The 20,550-nt window shown below is 40.1% G+C and carries 18 protein-coding genes and 1 riboswitch; of the genes, 16 read left to right on the plus strand and 2 right to left on the minus strand.

Going from position 1 to position 20,550, the window contains the following annotated elements:
- Nucleotides 1–112: 112 nt before the first annotated feature.
- A riboswitch (glycine riboswitch) is annotated at nucleotides 113–208 on the plus strand.
- Between the two features lie 104 nt (nucleotides 209–312).
- The 15 genes from glyA to ACE198_RS15500 all read left to right on the plus strand — a co-directional run bounded on the left by glyA (nucleotide 313) and on the right by ACE198_RS15500 (nucleotide 16,922).
- Nucleotides 313–1,563, plus strand: a complete 1,251-nt coding sequence (gene glyA, locus ACE198_RS15430; protein WP_375376145.1) for a serine hydroxymethyltransferase — start codon at nucleotides 313–315, stop codon at nucleotides 1,561–1,563.
- A gap of 14 nt (nucleotides 1,564–1,577) precedes the next feature.
- Nucleotides 1,578–2,090, plus strand: a complete 513-nt coding sequence (locus tag ACE198_RS15435) for a serine dehydratase beta chain (protein WP_251456023.1) — start codon at nucleotides 1,578–1,580, stop codon at nucleotides 2,088–2,090.
- Nucleotides 2,090–2,989 carry an L-serine ammonia-lyase, iron-sulfur-dependent, subunit alpha gene (sdaAA, locus tag ACE198_RS15440; RefSeq protein ID WP_375376146.1) on the plus strand — a complete coding sequence of 300 codons (900 nt, stop codon included), beginning with the start codon at nucleotides 2,090–2,092 and terminating at the stop codon, nucleotides 2,987–2,989. Before ACE198_RS15435 ends, sdaAA begins: the two co-directional genes overlap by 1 nt.
- Nucleotides 2,986–4,098: a glycine cleavage system aminomethyltransferase GcvT gene (gene gcvT, locus ACE198_RS15445; protein WP_375376147.1), complete on the plus strand. Its 1,113-nt coding sequence runs from the start codon at nucleotides 2,986–2,988 to the stop codon at nucleotides 4,096–4,098. Before sdaAA ends, gcvT begins: the two co-directional genes overlap by 4 nt.
- A gap of 85 nt (nucleotides 4,099–4,183) precedes the next feature.
- A complete protein-coding gene (gene gcvH / locus ACE198_RS15450) occupies nucleotides 4,184–4,576 on the plus strand; it encodes a glycine cleavage system protein GcvH (RefSeq protein ID WP_375376148.1) in 393 nt (130 codons plus the stop codon).
- 1 nt (nucleotide 4,577) lies between these two features.
- Nucleotides 4,578–5,930, plus strand: coding sequence for an aminomethyl-transferring glycine dehydrogenase subunit GcvPA (gene gcvPA / locus ACE198_RS15455; protein WP_375376149.1), 1,353 nt, complete (start codon nucleotides 4,578–4,580; stop codon nucleotides 5,928–5,930).
- Nucleotides 5,923–7,407 carry an aminomethyl-transferring glycine dehydrogenase subunit GcvPB gene (gene gcvPB / locus ACE198_RS15460; RefSeq protein WP_375376150.1) on the plus strand — a complete coding sequence of 495 codons (1,485 nt, stop codon included), beginning with the start codon at nucleotides 5,923–5,925 and terminating at the stop codon, nucleotides 7,405–7,407. The genes gcvPA and gcvPB overlap by 8 nt, the downstream gene beginning before the upstream one ends.
- A gap of 120 nt (nucleotides 7,408–7,527) precedes the next feature.
- The gene (gene lipA / locus ACE198_RS15465; RefSeq protein WP_375376151.1) at nucleotides 7,528–8,406 is read left to right on the plus strand and encodes a lipoyl synthase; all 879 of its coding nucleotides are present in this window, start codon (nucleotides 7,528–7,530) and stop codon (nucleotides 8,404–8,406) included.
- A 28-nt stretch (nucleotides 8,407–8,434) separates the two neighbouring features.
- Nucleotides 8,435–8,740, plus strand: a complete 306-nt coding sequence (locus ACE198_RS15470) for a HesB/IscA family protein (protein WP_375376152.1) — start codon at nucleotides 8,435–8,437, stop codon at nucleotides 8,738–8,740.
- 80 nt (nucleotides 8,741–8,820) lie between these two features.
- Nucleotides 8,821–10,221 carry a dihydrolipoyl dehydrogenase gene (lpdA, locus tag ACE198_RS15475; RefSeq protein ID WP_375376153.1) on the plus strand — a complete coding sequence of 467 codons (1,401 nt, stop codon included), beginning with the start codon at nucleotides 8,821–8,823 and terminating at the stop codon, nucleotides 10,219–10,221.
- A gap of 69 nt (nucleotides 10,222–10,290) precedes the next feature.
- Nucleotides 10,291–11,157: a formyltetrahydrofolate deformylase gene (gene purU, locus ACE198_RS15480; protein WP_375376199.1), complete on the plus strand. Its 867-nt coding sequence runs from the start codon at nucleotides 10,291–10,293 to the stop codon at nucleotides 11,155–11,157.
- A gap of 492 nt (nucleotides 11,158–11,649) precedes the next feature.
- Nucleotides 11,650–12,654, plus strand: a complete 1,005-nt coding sequence (locus ACE198_RS15485; RefSeq protein ID WP_375376154.1) for a LacI family DNA-binding transcriptional regulator — start codon at nucleotides 11,650–11,652, stop codon at nucleotides 12,652–12,654.
- Between the two features lie 217 nt (nucleotides 12,655–12,871).
- Nucleotides 12,872–14,281, plus strand: coding sequence for a hypothetical protein (locus ACE198_RS15490; protein WP_375376155.1), 1,410 nt, complete (start codon nucleotides 12,872–12,874; stop codon nucleotides 14,279–14,281).
- On the plus strand, nucleotides 14,282–15,703 hold the full coding sequence (locus tag ACE198_RS15495) for an aldehyde dehydrogenase family protein (protein ID WP_375376156.1): 1,422 nt from the start codon (nucleotides 14,282–14,284) through the stop codon (nucleotides 15,701–15,703).
- Between the two features lie 13 nt (nucleotides 15,704–15,716).
- Nucleotides 15,717–16,922 (plus strand): iron-containing alcohol dehydrogenase, encoded by a 1,206-nt coding sequence (locus tag ACE198_RS15500; protein WP_375376157.1) that lies wholly within the window; start codon nucleotides 15,717–15,719, stop codon nucleotides 16,920–16,922.
- 184 nt (nucleotides 16,923–17,106) lie between these two features.
- On the opposite strand, the gene ACE198_RS15505 is transcribed toward ACE198_RS15500, so the two are convergent.
- Both ACE198_RS15505 and ACE198_RS15510 read right to left on the minus strand, forming a co-directional pair.
- A complete protein-coding gene (locus ACE198_RS15505) occupies nucleotides 17,107–17,841 on the minus strand; it encodes an SH3 domain-containing protein (RefSeq protein ID WP_375376158.1) in 735 nt (244 codons plus the stop codon).
- A 5-nt stretch (nucleotides 17,842–17,846) separates the two neighbouring features.
- On the minus strand, nucleotides 17,847–18,767 hold the full coding sequence (locus ACE198_RS15510; protein ID WP_375376159.1) for a hypothetical protein: 921 nt from the start codon (nucleotides 18,765–18,767) through the stop codon (nucleotides 17,847–17,849).
- 153 nt (nucleotides 18,768–18,920) lie between these two features.
- Here ACE198_RS15510 and argH point away from each other — a divergent pair, with 153 nt between their 5' ends.
- Nucleotides 18,921–20,450, plus strand: a complete 1,530-nt coding sequence (gene argH, locus ACE198_RS15515) for an argininosuccinate lyase (protein ID WP_375376160.1) — start codon at nucleotides 18,921–18,923, stop codon at nucleotides 20,448–20,450.
- Nucleotides 20,451–20,550 lie beyond the last annotated feature (100 nt).

Genomic DNA, 20,550 nt, shown 5'->3' on the forward strand with positions numbered 1-20,550 from the left:
AAAATAGAGCGGATGACGGTTGTGGGAGAGTGCAATTTTTACACGCCACCGAAGGAGCAAGTTCCAAAAAAAACCCTTGGAATTAATCTCTCAGGTAGATGGAACCACAGCGGGACGCAACTCTGGAGAGCGCATTAAAGTTATGCCACCAAAGGGGAATGTTCGTAACAGAACTAAACTCTCAGGTAAAAAGGACAGAGAAGGGAATATGAAGCTACATGCTTCCCCTTCTTCTGTCCTTTTTTGCGTGCAAAAAAGCAGATATTTGAAGCATAAAGGGGAGCCTGAAAAATATTTCAAGGAGGAGTTATCATGAGTTTACAACAGAATGATCAAACCATTTTTGAAGCGATTAAAAAGGAGCAGGATCGTCAGCATCAAACATTGGAGTTGATTGCATCGGAAAACTTCGTTAGCCAAGATGTCCTAGAAGCAATGGGAAGCGTGATGACCAATAAATATGCAGAAGGCTATCCAGGAAAGCGTTACTATGGCGGATGTGAATTTGTCGATGTGGCAGAACAAGCAGCAATTGATCGTTTAACAAAGCTGTTTGGTGCTAAATATGCAAACGTTCAACCTCACTCAGGTGCACAAGCTAACTTTGCTGTTTTTTTCGCACTTCTTCAGCCTGGCGATAAAATCATGGGAATGAACCTTTCACAAGGTGGACATTTAACGCATGGAAGTCCTGTTAGTGTTTCAGGAAAATGGTTTGAGGTTGTGTCTTATGGCGTCAAAGAAGACACTCATTTGATTGATTATGATGAGCTGGAGGAAATCGCGAAAAAAGAACAGCCAAAATTGATTATTGCAGGGGCAAGTGCTTACCCAAGAACAATTGATTTTGCACGCTTTAGACAAATTGCAGATCAAGTGGGTGCAAAATTCATGGTGGACATGGCGCATATTGCAGGACTCGTTGCTGCTGGTCTTCATCCATCGCCAGTTCCATACGCAGATGTTGTGACAAGCACCACGCATAAAACGTTGAGAGGACCTCGAGGCGGTATCGTTTTATCAAACGATGAAGGGATTATTAAAGCGATTAATAAATCTGTGTTCCCAGGAATTCAAGGCGGGCCCCTTATGCACATCATTGCAGCTAAAGCAGTTGCTTTCAATGAGGCTTTACAACCAAGCTTTAGGGATTATGCGAAACAAATCATTGATAATGCAGCAGCACTTGCGGATACGTTAAAGGAAGAAGGAGCAACCCTTGTCTCTGGAGGTACAGACAATCACATTGTTCTTTTAGATGTTCGCCCGTGGAACTTAACAGGAAAAGAAGCAGAGAAATTGTTAGAAGAAGCAGGAATTACTGTTAACAAAAACACGATTCCTTTTGACCCTGCAAGCCCATTTGTCACAAGTGGAATCCGTATGGGAACTGCTGCTTTAACAACTCGCGGAATGAAGCAGGATGATATGGAGAAGATCGGTAAAGTAATCGCTGCTGTTCTGAAGAATAAAGGTAATCTTGAAGTTCTTAAACAAGCAAAAGAAACGACTAAAAATATTTGTGGTAACTATCCACTATTTCAACAGTTAATTACTGTTTAAGAAGGAGACATTCCATGGAATTTCAAAGTTGCTTTGATATAATCGGCCCGATTATGGTTGGGCCCTCGAGTTCACATACAGCAGGTGTTGTGTCAATCGGAAAATTTATATTTGAACTATTAGGTCGTTGTCCAGAAGAGACAAAAATCGTATTTTACGATTCCTTTGCTGAAACGTACCAAGGACATGGAACAGATAAAGCGCTTATCGGCGGATTGCTTGGTATGAATACCGACGATTCACGAATAAAAAATTCGTTGGAGTGGGCAAAAGAGGAAGGTATGCAGTACCATTTCGAGTTTGAAGACAAATGTACTTTTTATAACCATCCCAATACAACGATTGTGACAGCCAAATGCAATAATCGGGCTGTAAAAGTTGGAGGGGTATCCCTTGGCGGAGGTTTATCCAAAATCTTTATGATTAACGGAAGAAAAGTGGATATTCGGTTAAGTTCAGGCGATGATTTTACGTCCCTTGCTAGTCATTTCCAACCAAACGAGAAAGTATTTATGGAGGCAATTTAATGGAAATTAAGTCCATGGAAGAACTGATTGAAGCTTGTGAAAGAGAACAAAAAACCATTGGTCAAATCATGTTGATGTTGGAAGCGAAAAAGTCGGGAAGAGACGAAGAAACCATTATCAGCATGATGGAAGAACGATTGATCAAAATGAAGGAGGCCGTCGATAGCGGAATTAAAGACGGCTCAACAGCACCAAGTGGTATCTCCGGCGGTGATGCGGTGAAAATGTTTAACTATATGACTCAGGGCAATGCCTTGTCAGGAAATTACATTAGTAATGCCATGACGTTTTCATTAGCTACATCTGAAAGCAATGCACGTATGGGGATTATTGTTGCTACACCAACTGCGGGAGCAGCTGGAATTTTACCTGGTGTATTGTTTTCACTTTATAAAAATGACACCTATTCATATAAAGATTTAGTCATGGGCTTATTTACTGCAAGTATGCTAGGTTACGTGATTGCTAACCGTTCCTTTATTTCAGGAGCAGCAGGAGGCTGCCAAGCAGAAGTGGGATCCGCAACGGCAATGGCTGCGGGGACAATCGTAGAGTTAAAAGGCGGTACACCACAACAAGCTGTAAATGCAACCGCCATTGCTATGAAATCATTATTAGGCTTGGTGTGTGATCCGGTTGCAGGACTTGTTGAAGTACCTTGTATTAAGCGAAATGTCATTGGTACCTCGATTGCCTTTTCTGCTGCCGATCTATCACTTGCTGGAGTGGAAAGCCGGATTCCATGTGACGAAGTCATAGAAGCGATGTATAAGGTTGGAAAGGAAATGCCAAGGACACTAAGGGAAACCGCACTTGGCGGGCTGGCGATGACCGAAACAGGTAAAAAGGTAAAAGAACAGTTATTTTGTCGGAAATCTAAATCGGAGGTAACACAATGACTACTAATACATTGTTAAAACGGACACCCTTATTTGAAACATATAAAAAACATGGCGCAAAGGTCATCGATTTTGGCGGCTGGGAGCTTCCGGTACAGTTTTCAAGTATTTTAGAAGAGCATGAGTCAGTTCGTAACCGAGCAGGACTTTTTGATGTCTCTCATATGGGTGAAGTAGTGGTAGAGGGAAAAGATGCAGAAAGCTACATAAACTATCTGGTCACAAACGATGTGACGAAGCTCAGTATCAATCAGGCACAGTATACTGCAATGTGCTACCAGAACGGCGGAACGGTCGATGATTTACTAGTTTATAAATTAACGCATGATATATATTTACTCGTCATCAATGCGGCCAACATTGATAAAGACTTTGAATGGATGAAGCAACATGTAAAAGGAGAGGTAACACTCAAAAATATCTCCAATGAAATTGCGCAGCTAGCCATTCAAGGACCAGAGGCTGAACGTATTTTGCAAAAACTAACGGAAACCAATCTATCTGAAATTGGTTCATTTAAATTTGCACAACATGTTAATGTTTCCGGAATAACAGATATCCTCGTATCACGTACAGGTTATACAGGTGAAAATGGTTTTGAACTTTATTTAGCAGCTGGTCAGGCGGAAGCACTATGGGAAAAACTGATAGAAGCAGGGTGTGAAGATGGCTTAAAGCCATGCGGATTGGGTGCACGTGACACCCTTCGTTTAGAGGCACGTCTTGCACTTTATGGTCAAGAACTGTTAAGCGATATTAGTCCCCTTGAAGCAGGAATCGGCTTCGCGGTGAAAACCAATAAAGAAAGTGATTTTATTGGAAAAGAGGCACTTTTAAGACAAAAAGAAGAGGGATTAAAACGCAAATTAGTAGGAATTGAAGTCACTGGTCGTGGGATTCCCCGTCACGGTTATAAAGTAGTTTCAGAGAGTGGAGAGGAAATTGGTGTCGTTACATCGGGAACACAATCACCCACTCTAAAGAAAAGTATTGGTCTTGCTCTTATATCAGCGGAGTATGCACAAGTTGACACACAAATAAAAGTAGAAATCCGTAATAAACAAATTGATGCAGTAGTAATTAAGACACCGTTTTATAAAATGGGTTAATAAAATCATAGAATTCGATACCCACAGTACTTAATTACATGATAGATGGTCAAATTCAAATACAAAAATGAAGGGAAGTAAAATTATGACAAACGCAACTGCAAGTTTACTATATAGCAAGGAACACGAATGGGTATTACAACTAGACGGAAATCGGGTACGAATTGGAATTTCTCATTTTGCACAAAAACAATTAGGGGATATCGTGTTTGTTGAAACTCCGGAGGTAGATGATGAAGTTACAGTGGAGGAATCGATGGGCACAATCGAATCGGTTAAAGCCGTTTCTGAAATTTACGCTCCAGTATCAGGCACAGTTGTTTGTGTAAACGAGGATTTAAACGATAGTCCTGAGACAATCAATGAACAGCCATATGATGCAGGGTGGTTAGTAGAAGTGGAACTATCTAATCCAGAGGAGTTAAACTCCCTATTAAATGAAGATGAGTATCAGGCGTATATTGAGGGAGGGGAATAAGATGACCAACACATTTAGGTACCTTCCTGATACGAAACAAGATCAAGAGGAGATGCTCACATTTTTAAACATGTCTTCAATCGATGATTTATTTGAGGACATTCCAAAAGAAATACGTTTAGAGGGAGAGTTAAACATTCCAGAAGCGGTTCCAGAGCCGCTTCTGTTGAAAAAAATGCAACAGCTTGCTTCCAAAAATAAAAGTGCAAATAACTATCCAACCTTTCTTGGTGCAGGTACATATGATCACTTCATTCCAAGCGTAGTAAATCATATGATTTCACGTTCAGAATTTTACACAGCTTATACACCATACCAACCAGAAATCAGTCAAGGTGAGTTGCAAGCCATTTTTGAATTCCAGACAATGGTTTGTGAGTTAACAGGAATGGATGTGGCCAACTCTTCCATGTACGATGGCTTTACATCACTTGCAGAAGCTGCCTCACTTGCTATTTCATCAACAAGGCGTTCAAAAGTGCTTGTTTCAAAAGCGGTTCATCCTGAATCACGAGCAATATTAAATACAGTAGCATGCGGCCAAGAATATGCAGTAGAAGAAGTCAATCTTGTTGATGATGTCACCGATTTAAGAGGATTAAAAGAACAAATGGATAAGAGCATTGCCGCCGTTATTGTTCAATACCCGAATTTCTTCGGATCGATTGAAGATTTGGCAGAAATTAAAAAAATTGCGGATACACAAGGAGCATTACTCATTGTAAGTGCTAATCCATTGGCACTGGCGCTTCTGCAGTCACCAGGTAAACTCGGGGCAGATATTGTGGTGGGTGATATGCAGCCATTAGGAATACCGATGGCCTTTGGAGGCCCACACTGCGGTTATTTCGCAGTTCACAAAAAATTTATGCGTAAAGTACCAGGGCGGATTGTAGGACAAACAAGGGATGAGCAAGGAAAACGTGGATTTGTGTTAACACTGCAAGCACGTGAACAGCATATTCGACGTGATAAAGCGTCTTCTAATATTTGTTCCAATCAGGCATTAAATGCGCTTGCATCCTCTATATGCATGTCTGCACTTGGAAAGCAAGGAATTCGACAAATGGCCCAGCTAAACATTGAGAAAGCTGACTATATGGCAAAGTGTCTGCAAAAGGCAGGCTTTATCATTATCAATCAATCACCATTTTTTAATGAATTTGTGGTGGAACTTCCTCGTCCGGTCAAAGAGGTCAACAACAAACTGCTTGAAGCGGGAATCATCGGAGGATTTGACTTGGAAAGTGCATACGGCTATGACAATCAAATGCTTATTGCCGTGACAGAGCAGAGAACAAAAGAAGAGATTGACCAATTTGTAAAAGTATTGGAGGAAGTCGTAAATGATTGAATATAATGAGCTAATCTTTGAAATTAGTCGTGAAGGTCGTATGGGTTCAAGCCTGCCGGAAACTGACGTGAATCGTATTGATTTAAACACGAAATACCCGAAGCATTTGATTCGTGATGTACCAGCCGAGCTCCCGGAAGTATCAGAGCTTCAGCTTGTCCGTCATTACACAGCGCTTTCCAACCGAAACCACGGAATTGATAATGGGTTCTATCCATTAGGTTCTTGTACGATGAAATACAACCCGAAAATTAACGAAGATGTTGCCCGTTTTGATGGCTTTAGCCGCATTCACCCTTATCAGCCAGCAGAAACGGTTCAGGGCGCTTTAGAGCTTTTATATAATTTGCAGGAAGAATTAGCAGAGATCACCGGCATGGATTCAGTAACGTTACAGCCTTCTGCAGGAGCACAGGGAGAATGGACTGGCTTAATGATGGTAAAAGCCTATCTTGAACAAAAAGGAGAAAAAAGAACAAAGGTCCTTGTTCCGGACTCCGCGCATGGTACAAACCCTGCCAGTGCAACGGTTGCCGGGTTTAAAACAGTCACCATTCCTTCCAATGAAAATGGATTGGTCGACTTAGAAGAATTAAAAAAGCATGTGGATCAGGATACAGCTGCATTGATGCTGACAAATCCTAATACTCTTGGATTGTTTGAGAAAGAAATTTTGGAAATTGCCAAAGTTGTTCATGAAGCAGGCGGCTTATTATACTACGATGGAGCAAATGCCAACGCCATTCTAGGAAAAACAACACCGGGTCATATGGGATTTGATATTGTGCATTTAAATCTTCATAAGACGTTCACGACTCCACATGGCGGTGGCGGCCCAGGAGCTGGTCCAGTCGGTGTGAAAAAGAAACTTATTCCGTACTTACCTGTCCCACGTATTGAAAAAGATGGTGAGAAATATGTACTGAACTCGAATCATCCGCTATCAATTGGCCGTGTAAAAGGATATTATGGAAACTTTGGAATTTTGGTTCGTGCTTATACCTATATTCGTACGATGGGACCTGTAGGATTACGTCAAGTTTCTGAGGGGGCAGTGCTTCATGCGAACTACCTCCGTAAAAAACTTGAACCATATTTTGATGCTCCGTATTCCCAAGTGTGTAAACATGAATTTGTATTATCCGGTTCTAGACAGAAAAAACTGGGTGTAAGAACTCTTGATATGGCAAAACGGCTCCTTGATTTTGGCTATCATCCACCGACCATCTACTTCCCGCTAAATGTTGAGGAGTGTTTGATGATTGAACCTACAGAAACGGAGTCAAAGGAAACAATGGATGCCTTTGCAGATGTGATGATAAAAATTGCAAAAGAAGTAGAAGAAAACCCAGAGATTGTGTTAGAGGCACCACACACGACAGTCATCGGCCGGTTGGATGAAGTACAAGCGGCGAGACAACCAATCTTACGCTATATAATAGAAGAAACTGATCAGAAAGTAACAGTAAAATCTTAAACGAATGATGATTGAACCACTAGGAATGAAGAAATGAAGATAATTAACCTTCTTATGATCTCATTCTTGGTGGTTTATTAAATACTAAAAATCTAATGTCTGTTTTTAGGAGTGATAGACATGTCTACAAATTATGTTCGAAAACCAGAGTGGTTAAAAATAAAACTAAATACAAATGAACAATATACAGGCCTAAAAAAAATGATGCGTGAAAAAAACCTTCATACCGTCTGTGAAGAAGCAAAATGTCCAAATATTCATGAATGCTGGGCTGAACGGAAAACAGCGACTTTTATGATATTAGGAAGTATTTGTACGCGAGCCTGCCGGTTTTGTGCGGTTCAAACTGGCCTGCCGACAGAACTTGATTGGGAAGAGCCAGAGCGTGTTGCAGATTCAGTGGAAAAAATGGGCTTAAAACATGTCGTGATTACCGCTGTTGCTCGAGATGATTTAAAAGATGGCGGAGCGGGGGTGTTTTCAGAAACGATCAGAGCTGTAAGACGCCGAAATCCATTTTGCAGCATTGAGGTCCTTCCGTCCGACATGAAAGGTGAATATGAAAACATAAAAACATTAATGGATGCAAGGCCTGATATATTAAATCACAATATTGAAACAGTTAAACGGTTATCACCAAGTATTCGGGCACGGGCAACGTATGAACGTTCCTTAGAGTTTTTGCGCCGGGCTAAAGAAATGAATGCCAGTATTCCAACCAAATCAAGTATTATGATTGGACTTGGAGAAACAAAGGAAGAAATTATCGAAACGATGGACGATCTTCGAGCGAACCATGTGGATATTATGACAATTGGTCAATATTTGCAGCCTACCAAACATCATTTAAAAGTTCAAAAGTATTGGAGTCCACAAGAGTTTGAGGAACTAAAAACGATCGCCATGTCAAAAGGATTTAGTCACTGCGAGGCAGGTCCTCTTGTTCGCTCCTCTTATCATGCGGACGAACAGGTCAATGCCGCAAATGTAATTGTGTAATGAAATAGGTGTTAGGAGAAGAAAGTCTATGATGATAAACATGACAGAAGCGGCCACCAATAAACTAAAAGAAATGATGGCGAATGAAAATCATAATCCTCGGATTGATGCCGAAGTTAGCGGAGGATGCGGAATGTCTGTTAGGTTTTCAATTCTATTTGATGAACCTCGGCGAAACGATTTATGTATGGAAATAGAAGGGATCCAAATTCAAATAGACCGTTTTACAAAACGCTATTTAGATGAGGAAACGCATATTGACTATAGCACAGAACAAGGATTTGTAGTTGGGGATAGCTTTGCCTCTAGTGTATGTGCCATTCCAATCGATTAATCGGGTAGAGAAGCTTATAACTATATAGGAAAGATTCAGCAGTTTTCCGACAGATATAATGTTAAGAGGAGATAACACACATGACAAAAGAATATGATGTCGTAATTATCGGTGGTGGCACGGGTGGGTACGTAGCTGCCATTCGCGCTTCACAATTAGGTTTAAGAGCGGCGGTTATTGAAAAAGGAAAAATTGGTGGAACATGCCTTCACGCCGGTTGTATTCCGAGTAAGGCCCTATTAAGAAGTGCAGAAGTATTCGCTCAAACAAAGCATGCAGATAAGTATGGTGTAATTGCCCCTGTAGTGGGTCTTAATTTTTCAAAAGTACAGGCCCGGAAAGAAGAAATTACGGACCGCCTATATAAAGGTGTCCAACATTTAATGAAAAAAGGAAAGATCGATGTTTTTGATGGAAAGGGAAGTATTACACAGACAAAAGATGTGTTAGTCGAATTGAATAATGGTGAAGGGGAAGTCATTTTAAGCCCTAAAAATATTTTAATTGCTACAGGATCCCGTCCAAGAACAATTCCAGGCCTTGAAGTGGATGAGAAGTATGTGATGACTTCGGATGAAGCGCTAAAAATGAAGAAGCTTCCGAGTTCTATCATTATCGTTGGCGGCGGGGTAATAGGAATCGAATGGGCATCTATGCTTTCTGACTTCGGCATCCAAGTTACCGTAATTGAATATGCCGAGCGCATTTTACCAACAGAAGATACAGATATTTCAAAGGAAGTACAGCGTTTAATGAAGAAAAAAGGAGTAAAAATCGTTACAGGAGCAAAAGTTCTTCCAGAAACGCTGGAAAAAGGTGAGGGTGTTTCCATTAAAGCGGAGCATAAAGGTAAAGAAACACCATTTTCTGCAGACAAACTTTTGGTATCTGTAGGGCGCTCTCCAAATACAGAAGGTTTTGGCCTTGAAAAAACGGCCGTTGAACTAAATCCGTTTTTTATTCAAACAAATGAGTTCTACCAAACAAATGAACCGAACATTTACGCCATTGGTGATGTCATTGGCGGCTTACAGCTTGCCCATGCTGCTTCACATGAAGGAATCATTGCTATTGAACATATGGCAGGTAAAACGCCAAAACTACTTGATTCAAACCTTATTGCCAGATGTATCTATTGCAGTCCAGAAGTAGCGAGTGTCGGGCTCACAGAGGAAGCTGCAAAGGAAAAGGGCTATCTGGTGAAGGTTGGTAAATTCTCCTTCCGTGCGATTGGAAAGGCATTGGTTTTTGGTGAATCTGACGGATTTGTCAAACTGGTTGTTGAAGAGGGAACGAATAAGCTTTTAGGAGCACATATGGTAGGTCCTCATGTAACGGATATGATTACTGAGGCCGGGCTAGCATGTGTATTGAATGCAACAGCAATGGATATTGCCCATACAATTCATCCGCATCCTACATTAGCCGAAGCTATTGGTGAAGCTGCCCTTGCTGTGTATGGACAGGAAATTCATGCCTAACTCATTACGAGGGTATTCGTCCTTCTATAATACATAATTAATAATCTTAAGGATGGTGTATAAGCGGTGATCACAACATCGAAGCCCAACCGGGCAAAATTACTAATTTCATGTCGGGAAAAGCCGGGTATTATCTCGACTGTCACGAATTTTTTATTAGAACACAAAGCCAATATTGTCCATTTTGACCAACATACAACAGATCCAAGAGCAGGTATGTTTTTTATGAGAATCGAGTTCGAGTTGGAAGAATTTGAATCTTCTATTAAAAAGCTTGAAGAAGATTTACATGAGTTTGCGCAGGATCATGCCTTAGATTGGCAGTTGAGCAGTAATGAAAAAAGAAAGAGGATGGCTATCTTTGTTTCGAAAACTGATCATTGTCTAAACGAACTTCTTTGGCGCTGGAAATCCAATGAAATTTCAGTAGATATCCCAATGGTAATTAGTAATCATACTAGTTTAAAAGATGTAGTTGAAAGTTATGGCATTCATTTTTATCATATTCCAATGTCTCACGAAACGAAAGAAGATGCAGAACAGAAAGCATTAGAATTGATGAAAGGGAAGGTGGACTTAATTGTCCTTGCTAGATATATGCAGATTCTTTCCCCTAATTTTATTTCTAAGTATCCTAATCAAATCATTAACATCCATCATTCATTCTTGCCGGCATTTGTTGGCGCAAATCCATACGTGAGAGCATTTAACCGTGGTGTAAAGTTAATCGGTGCAACTGCACATTACGTTACGAATGATCTTGATGAAGGACCAATTATTGAACAGGATGTACAGCGAATTAACCAACGCTATACTGCAGAGGATTTAAAGACCGCCGGACGTCATGTGGAGAGAAGGGTTCTTGCTGAGGCCGTTTCCTGGCACGTAGAGGATAAGGTACTTGTTCACGGTAATAAAACGATCGTATTTGCTTAAGACTATAAGGAGAGGGTGCCATTGCCAGGAAATGAACTTGTAGGGGACATGATTAATATCCTTTTAGCTATACTTTGGATATGGATTTTTCTTCAAAATAAACGAAAGCGTACGATAAACCACGCACATGTTTTTTTGTTCGTACTTGCAGTGGGGATATTGCTCAATTCACTTTATCAAGCAATTAATAGTTGATAGGACAGAGTTAAAAGTAGATGGATTTAAATAGTTTTTTATCAAGCTAAAATTTGAGGATTTATTGGTGAAAATCTCACTTTCTATTATGGAAGGTGGGATTTTTATTTTTTAGAGCAAAAGAAAAGGGTGAAGTAGATAAACCGCCTGAACGCGCGAGAAATTGCAAAAAAAAACTAAACCTTATAGCACAATTGTTTAATTTGTTGTATTATCAACATCAAACAATATGTAAAGTAATAGCAAAGAAAAATAATTTTTAAAATTGTAAAATGAGTAAAAAAAGGAGGTAACGCCTTGGTATCATCGAAAGACGTCGCAAAACATGCAGGCGTATCCCAAACAACGGTCTCACGTGTATTGAATACGCCAGAATTAGTTAAAAAACCTACTTTTGATAAAGTAATGAATGCCATTAACGATTTAAATTATATACCGAATGCACAAGCACGATCACTTGTGCAAAATAAAACAAATACAATAGCCCTCTTATCTGGACCATTACACAACCCTTTTTTTGTCGATACCACATCCGCCATTATCACTTACGCTAATGAGAGGGGGTATCGTGTAAACGTCCAGTACGTAAACGATGAAAAACTGCCGGAAGCCTATGGCGCTGCTTTTGAAAATAAAGTGGATGGCATCATTCTATCGTGTATTTTGATTGATGATCAGATATTCGATAAGCTCAAACAAATGGATATTCCATTCATAACATACAATCGTAAGCATAAAAAAAATGAAAACTTTGTTGAAATTGACAATTTTGAAGCTGGATATTTATCGGCAAAACATATGATTGAGCAAGGACATAAAACAATTGCATGGGTTGGCGGACCTATGACTGTCAGCACATTTAACAACCGTTATTCCGGATTCCTTCAAGCAATAAACGATTATAAATTACAATTATCCGAACCCTATATCTTCAACACTGATACTTCTAAACAAGAGATTTCAGTTGCTTTTCAACGCTTAATGAAACTGGAGCATCGTCCGACCGCCATTTGTGCTGGTGCGGATTCTCTGGCATTAAGCTTAATAGACGATGCCATCAGTGAGGATTTGAGAGTACCGGATGATTTAAGTATTATAGGGATTGATAACGTAGACATTAGTCAGCATGGCTTGATCCAATTAACAACAGTAGGCAGTATCTCACAGCAAAATCTAGGACTCTTAGCAATCACTAAATTGATTGAAATGATAGAAAATAAAAAAAATTATTGCATTCAAATAACTGAACCTGTTAAAATATTTAACAGAAGAACAACTAGAAAAATAGAAAATAAACAATAATGTTGTTTATTTCTTATTTTACCGAAAAATGAATACGTAACCATTTCTGAATCATTGCTTTAACTTTATTTCAATCTTACCTTTACAGGAATAAAATACCAGATTTTTTTGTTTTTCTCAAAAATGGTTACGTATTCATAAAACTGAATGTACATAGGGGATGTATATTCGGTGGGATGTAAGGGGTTATAACCGAAAAAGGGGGAGAAATTATTTTATGAAATGGAAAAATCGTCCACATGGTGAAGAATCACCATACATGCCAGCTGGTCCTTTTAAAATTAGGCTGCCTTTTATTCATTACCGGGTTGAATGGCCAGACTATGTTCAAGGTTTATTAATGTGTGCAGTAGACTTGGGGGCTATTACTCTATTAGGTCAACATTTACACATGCCATTTGAGGTGGCTTTAGCGGTGGTTGTATTGAACGGGCTACTTTATTTATTTCACCATATTTTAGGTGATCCCGTTATTCCAGGATGGATTACACCGGCCATTCCGCTGATTGTCTTGTTTGTTACTCAATTTGATGAAGGGCCTGATCGGGTTTATGCGCTTGTCGCCTTTCAGTTAACATTAGGTATTTTATCGATTATTCTGGGTATTACCGGCTTAGCAAGTAAAGTGGTTCATATGGTTCCAAATGCCATTAAAACAGGGATCATCCTAGGGGCTGGTATTGGAGCAGTCACTTCCGTTTTTGGAGTAGGCGGACAATTTGAAAAATTCCCGTTCACCATTTCGATTTGTATTGGATTTGCTTTTTTCCTTACTTTTTCAAAGTCATTTGAACGGATTAGAAAAAATAATAAAGGATTCTTATTTACTCTATTAGGTAATCTTGGCATTCTACCCGCTATTTTTCTCGCCGTTTTTGTAGCTCCGATATTTGGAGAAGCAAACTGGCCAGATATTCAATGGGGATTTAGTAAACCAGATTTTGCGACCCTGTTTGCAGAGTACACTGTATTCGGATTAGGATTTCCGGCTGTTGCTTTTTTTCTAAAAGCAATCCCTGCTGTGTTAGCTACATACCTAGTTGTGTTCGGTGATGTTCTTAAAACGAAAGCATTGCTTACTGAATCCGATGCCGTAAGAACCGATGAAAAAGTGGATTACAATCCAAACCGGGCTCATTTAATTTTTGGTGGAAGAAACACACTGATGAGTATGATTGGTCCTGATATTACCATGTGTGGCCCATTGTGGGCTGCGATGCAGGTTGTTACCATTGAACGATTTAAAGAAGGAAAAAAAGCGATGAATTCCTTTTTTGGAGGAATTGGATCCTTCCGTTGGGGTACAAATACAGCCCTATTATTATTGCCAATCGTAAGCTTAGTTCAACCGATTCTAGGCGTCGCTTTAGCTTTGACATTGCTTGTCCAAGGTTACGTAAGTGTCCGGATTGGGATCATGCAGGCACGGAGCCAGCGTGATTTAGGAATAGCTGGAATTGTGGCTGCCCTCCTTGTCATCAAAGGTGCTTCATGGGCATTTGCAGTAGGAATCCTGCTTTGCTTCTTAATTTATGGTAAAGACTTCTTCAAAGGAGAAGTTGATCATACATTTGTCAAAGATTCCTTGAAATCATCTAAAAATGAAGAAATGAAAGAGGTAAGTTAAATGAAAAAGCAATATTACGTTAACGGTGAATGGAAGACTGCAGAGAAATTTGCAGATCTCCACTCACCTTACTCTAAAGAAGTAATCGCTCAAATTCCACAAGCAAAACGTGAGGAAGTAAAACAAGTTATTGACATTGCTTACAACACTAGAAAACAAATGGAAGAATTGACTGCCTATGAGCGTGCTGCAATTTTAGAACATATTGCACAGCTATTCATTGAAAATCGACAAAAGGCGGCTGAAATTATCTCGTTAGAAGCAGCAAAGCCAATGAAAATCGCATTAGGGGAAATCGATCGTACGGTTGAAACCTATAAATTTGCCGCTGAAGAAGCCAAACGATTAACGGGAGAAATGATTCCAATGGATGCTGCGAAAAATGGAGCAAATCGTTTTGGTTACACCATTGAGCAGCCAATTGGAGTCATTGGGGCAATCACACCATTTAACTTCCCGCAAAACCTAGTCGCACATAAAGTGGGACCTGCGATTGCGGCCGGAAATACTATTATTCTTAAGCCGGCATCACAAACACCTCTTTCAGCACTGTTTCTAGCTGAATTAATTGATCAAACGGCTTTGCCTAAAGGTGCATTTAATGTGATAACCGGTAGTGGCCGAACCGTTGGTGATACATTGGTGACCAGCGAAAAAGTCAAAATGATTACTTTTACTGGCAGTCCTTCTGTGGGCATCGGTATTAGGAACAAAGCTGGACTCAAAAAAGTTGCTCTAGAACTAGGTTCGAACGCTGGTTTAATTATTGACAAGAATGTTGATTTATCACAAATCGTTCCTAAATGTGTTACTGGTGCTTTTTCAAATCAAGGACAGATTTGTATCTCATTACAACGTACCTTTGTAATGGATGAATTATTTGATGAATTTATCGAACAATTTGCAGCAGCTACTAAGCAGTTAGTCATCGGAAGCCCACTAGAAGAAACAACTGATATTTCTGCCATGATCAATCCTGAAGAACAAGACCGGGCTCTTAGCTGGGTACAGGAAGCTGCCCAGAACGGCGCTGAAATCGTGATTGGCGGGAAAATTGAGAATGGAGTCTTCTTGCCAACGATATTAACGAATGTAGCCCCTACTTTAAACGTATCATGCCAGGAAGTTTTTGCCCCTATTGTAGTTGTCAATCGCATTTCTTCTGTTGAAGAAGGAATTGCAGCTATTAATGATTCCAATTATGGCCTGCAGGCAGGAATATTTACAAATGACATTCAAACTGCATTCAAAGCTTCAAAAGAGTTTGAAGTAGGCGGTGTCATGATTAACGATATTCCAACTTACCGTGTAGATCAAATGCCGTACGGAGGCGTAAAAGAAAGCGGAACAGGTAAAGAAGGATTAAAATATGCAATCCATGAAATGACAGAAACAAAACTTGTCGTTTGGAATCATAATTAAGGAGTGACCAAAATTGTCTGAAAAAATTACCTTTACACCACTTAGCTATACCGGATGGGATTCTTTAGCTCACCTTTTAGAAGAAGTAAACCGCTTTGATGTGAAAAAGATTCTAGTCATAACAGACCCGTTCTTATATGATATTGGATTAACAAATAAAGTTACAGATCCGCTTGAAGAAGCAGGTTATGTAACTGAAATTTATACAGATGTTGTACCTGAACCACCGCTGGCTATCGGAGAAAAATTGGTTGCCTACACCCGTGATAATCAATTCGAAATGGTCATTGGAGTGGGGGGGGGAAGTGCATTAGATTTAACAAAGCTTGCAGGGGTATTAGCGTCACATGAGGGTAAAGTAGAGGACTACCTAAACTTAACCGGTACGAAAAAGATTACGAACAAAGGTCTTCCTAAAATCTTAATTCCTACCACTTCAGGGACAGGTTCAGAGGTAACGAATATTTCCGTTCTATCTTTAGAAACGACTAAAGATGTCGTAACGCATGACTACTTATTAGCGGATGTTGCGATTGTGGATCCTGCGTTAACGATTTCATTACCTCCAAAAGTAACAGCTGCTACAGGCGTTGATGCACTTACACATGCAGTAGAAGCTTATGTTTCTAAAAATGCGAGTGTCGTCTCTGACGCATTAGCATTGCAAGCTATCCGCCTAATCAGTAACTCGATTCGCACAGCTGTTTCGAATGGTCAAGACAAACAAGCTCGTACTGATTTAAGTTACGGAAGTTACCTTGCTGGACTTGCCTTTTTTAACGCCGGAGTTGCTGGTGTTCATGCGCTAGCTTACCCTCTCGGAGGCCAATTCCACATTGCACACGGTGACTCCAATGCCGTCTTGCTTCCATATGTATTTGGCTATATTCGCCAAAGTTGTGAAAAACGGATGAAAGATATTTATGATGCCATGGGCTTTAGCTCTGTAAATTTATCACAAGAAGAAGCATCATATAAATGTGTAGCAGAGTTAAAAAGATTGGTAGAAGATGTAAAAATCCCATCTTCTTTAAAAGGATTTAATATTCCAGAGGATGCCCTTGAAAGCTTAACGAATGATGGGGTTAAGCAAAAACGTATTTTAGCACGTAGTCCAATGCCTTTATTAAAAGAAGATATCTACACCATTTATAAAGCTGCATTCGACGGAGTAGTAGTAGAAAAATCGAGAGATTGTAAGTTTGCAGTTCAAAATTGAAGTTTTATGAAACTAGCAGTGCGGTTCAATTCGCACTGCTAGTTTTTATGAAAACAGTTATGACTTAACCCATTGGAGTCCGCTCACCCTATTTAGGTTGTTCTATGAACTGGAAAAAGGTGCATTAAATCTTAGGAATTTTTTCATTCAATCCGACACTAAGATGGTAAATATCTCACTCAATTTATTTTTCCCTGACAATCAGGGCTGAAATCCAGCCTTCAATTCCGTTTGGGGTTTGAACTTTTAGCCACTTTATTCCTTTGGAGTCTACTTGTTCTTCATTTAAAAAGTGCATTATTTCACCATTTGTAATAGTGTATAGATGGGGCGAGGTTAGTGTGGGAGCATTACGAATATTTCCGCCTTCTTCATATTTCTTATTTAAAATTAATTCTTTTCGTTCAGGTGAAGCCACGGATGCTTGTATGTGCACATGTTCTTGGTTTAACCATACCTCAGCTTTCTTCCATTTTTGTGTATACCACTCATTTGGATTGTTGATGATTGCTGCAGTAAGCAAGATCACTAGAGTTATGACAGAATAGAAGGTCCATCTTTTAATTCTTGTCTTATTCCTTTTCCGTTTCATGGAAAGCTGAATGATTTTGTTGAAAAAACTTTCGAACAAGGCAAACATTCCTTCAATGATATCAATCCAAACAGATATGCCAGCTTTTCCTGCTTCTCTCCGGCTTCTTTGCATCGTGCAAAGAAGTGCCATGATTGGGTAAGAAATGGGATAAAGCATTTTTTTCAACAAACGGCACAACAAGTTTAAGAAGGGAGGAACCATGTACAACAAAATCAGCCTTGCGAGTTGCAGGAACACAAAGAGAACCAAAAAAATACGCAACCATTCCGGAAGTACAGAAATAAGTGACCAGATCCAAAACAGCTGATTTAAAATGGATTCCACAATCGCTAATCTCCTTTATATAAATAGGATGAAAGTTCTCTCCTTGGACCTTCAATCTGTTTTTTTCTATTGATGTTTTCCAAATTGACGGGGAGATAGGGGAATAGTTTTTTAAGCTTGGCCAATCTTTGTTCTGCCTCAAACTGGTTAATAGTGTGATCGTTGATCAAGTTTAAAAGTTGTTTGTTTACCTCATATTTGAAGGCTTGATTTTGGCTAAACTCCGATTCTACTAACCGCTTTGCCATTTCATTCTTTTCTCCAAGCTTCCCTGCAGTGATAAAATCACCTGCTTGAAGGGCTTCTTTAATCGAGGCCGAAATCCGGCGCGCTTCCTCCAAGTCCAGAGCTTCTTGATAGGCTGATAGTTCTGCATTCCGGTCTAAATCGGCGATCGCCTCATCATGGCGCTGGTCCCGAATACCTTGCCGGATCAAAACACGAACATTTCGAACCACAATACCAGCCTCTCTTAACACCTTGACCAATCGCGAGGTTTGAAAAAATTCTTCAATATGTCTGGCAAAACTCAGATCCTCTTCAATAGGAAAAAATCTTGCTTCCGACTCCACCCAGAAGGGCAGATTATTGTTGAAAATGTTGCCAATTTCTCCTGCATTTTGTTGAACTAACCTATCGGGGTGTTCAACAGCAATATCGATAAATAAATTGACAGAAAACCTTCTACCTCTTGTTGCCGAAGGGACTTCCTCCTTGTAGGCGATAGTTTGCTGCTGCATATTGACTGTATAAACCCTATTATATTTGCCAATCCGCAATTCACTACGTGACAAACGCTCTCCATTTTTGACTGCAAAGTATTCGTTGTGATCATTAACATAAACAAAGGCATAAGTCATAGACGACGCTGGCGGTTTTTCCAAAAAGCTAAATTTGACGTCTTTAACATCTTCAATAAATTGCATTAGGTTATTCCCTCCAGGTTAACTATTTTCATTGAGAGATCACTTCCGCTTGTCTACATTCTATGCTGACAAGCGGAAGAAAAGCCCCCAAATCTGCAGAAATTGGGGATTGAGGGAACTGAAGTAACATAATTATTAATAGGGGGTATTGTGATGAATATTAAGGATAGCATTTTTGAAAATGAAGGACGAGAGTTTCCAGGAGCGACCTATTCAGAGGTAGTATTGGCACCTGCTTATGAGCATGCCAAACAAACTTTACTAGAGCCGATGCTCGCTGTCCATAAAGCCCACCTGATTATGTTGGTAGAACAAGGGTTGTTGGAGGAGAATGGAGCATCCCAAATTTTGGCAGGGATTTCCGCACTTGATAAGGAAGCACTTCTTAATTCCACCTATGATGGACAGTATGAGGATCTTTTTTTTCTTGTGGAAAGTAAAATTATGAATGTAGCTGGCGAGATTGGCGGAAGTTTGCACCTTGCCCGGAGTAGGAACGATATGGGTGTTGCAATATACAGGATGGTTCTTAGGGACAAGATTCTCCTCGCCACCCGGGCGCTGCTCTCGTTTCAAGAAACACTTTTGAGGGTGATCGAGAACTATAAGGAAACCATTGTCTTGGGGCATACCCATACGCAGCAAGCCCAGCCGATGACGTTCTCCCATTATCTTCTGGGTATGTACGATGTCGTTGACCGTGACTTAAAAAGATTGAAAGCAGCCTATGATACTTGCAATGTAAGTCCACTCGGCGCTGCTGCACTTACTACAACCGGATTTCCGATTGACCGAAAAACAGTCGCAGAGCTATTAGGATTTCCGAAAATCATCAAGAGTGCCTATGATTCGATTGGCGGTGCCGATTATTTAGGGGAAATTGCCACAGCGATCCAATTAACCTTTATCAATCTCGGCCGATTTTCACAAGACCTTCTCTTATGGTCCAGCCAGGAATTTTCAGCGATTCGTGTGGCAGACCCTTATGTTCAGAAGAGTTCCATTATGCCGCAAAAAAGAAATCCTGTATCACTAGAGCATATTCGTGCATTAAGTTCAAGCGGAATTGGAAATGCCCAAACCGTACTTCAAATGTTACATAACACACCGTACGGAGATATAAATGATACTGAGGATGACCTTCAGCCATATTTATGGAAGGGCCTGCACCTCATTGATCAAGTTTTTCGGTTAGCAAAAGTGGTGGTCGGAACGTTGGAAGTAAATGAAGCACTTTTAAAAAGAAGGGCCCAAGAAAGTTTTGCCACGATAACTGAATTGGCCGATACGCTATTTAGGAAAGCAAACATACCGTTCCGAACCTCACATTCCATTGCCAGCCAGGTGGTGAAAATTGCCTTGGCAAGGGGACTAAATGCGACTCATGTCACATCTGTACTCGTAGACGAAGCTGCAAAAACAGTTGTCGGATTTCCATTGAATTTATCGGATGGAATTATTCGCACAGCAATGGACCCAGAACACTTTGTGAAAATTCGGTCGCTTCCTGGAGGACCTGCACCGGAAGAAATGCAGCGGGCGATTGTGGAAAGAGAAGCAGGTCTACACCACCATGTTTCATTACTCCATACCGAGGTGAATCGGCTTAAAGTTTGTATGGAAAAACTTGATCAACTGACAAGTCAGTGGGGCAAAACAGATGAAGACACTAGTGGACTTTAATTTATCAGTATTGATATACATGAAGTTAAAAACTAACCGCACGGTGATTTTTCACTTGTGCGGTTTTTTGATTAACTTCCACTCCTAGGTTCGAGTGTTT

Source organism: Neobacillus sp. KR4-4, from assembly GCF_042136325.1.
In the GTDB taxonomy this organism is placed as follows: Bacteria; Bacillota; Bacilli; order Bacillales; family Cytobacillaceae; genus Neobacillus.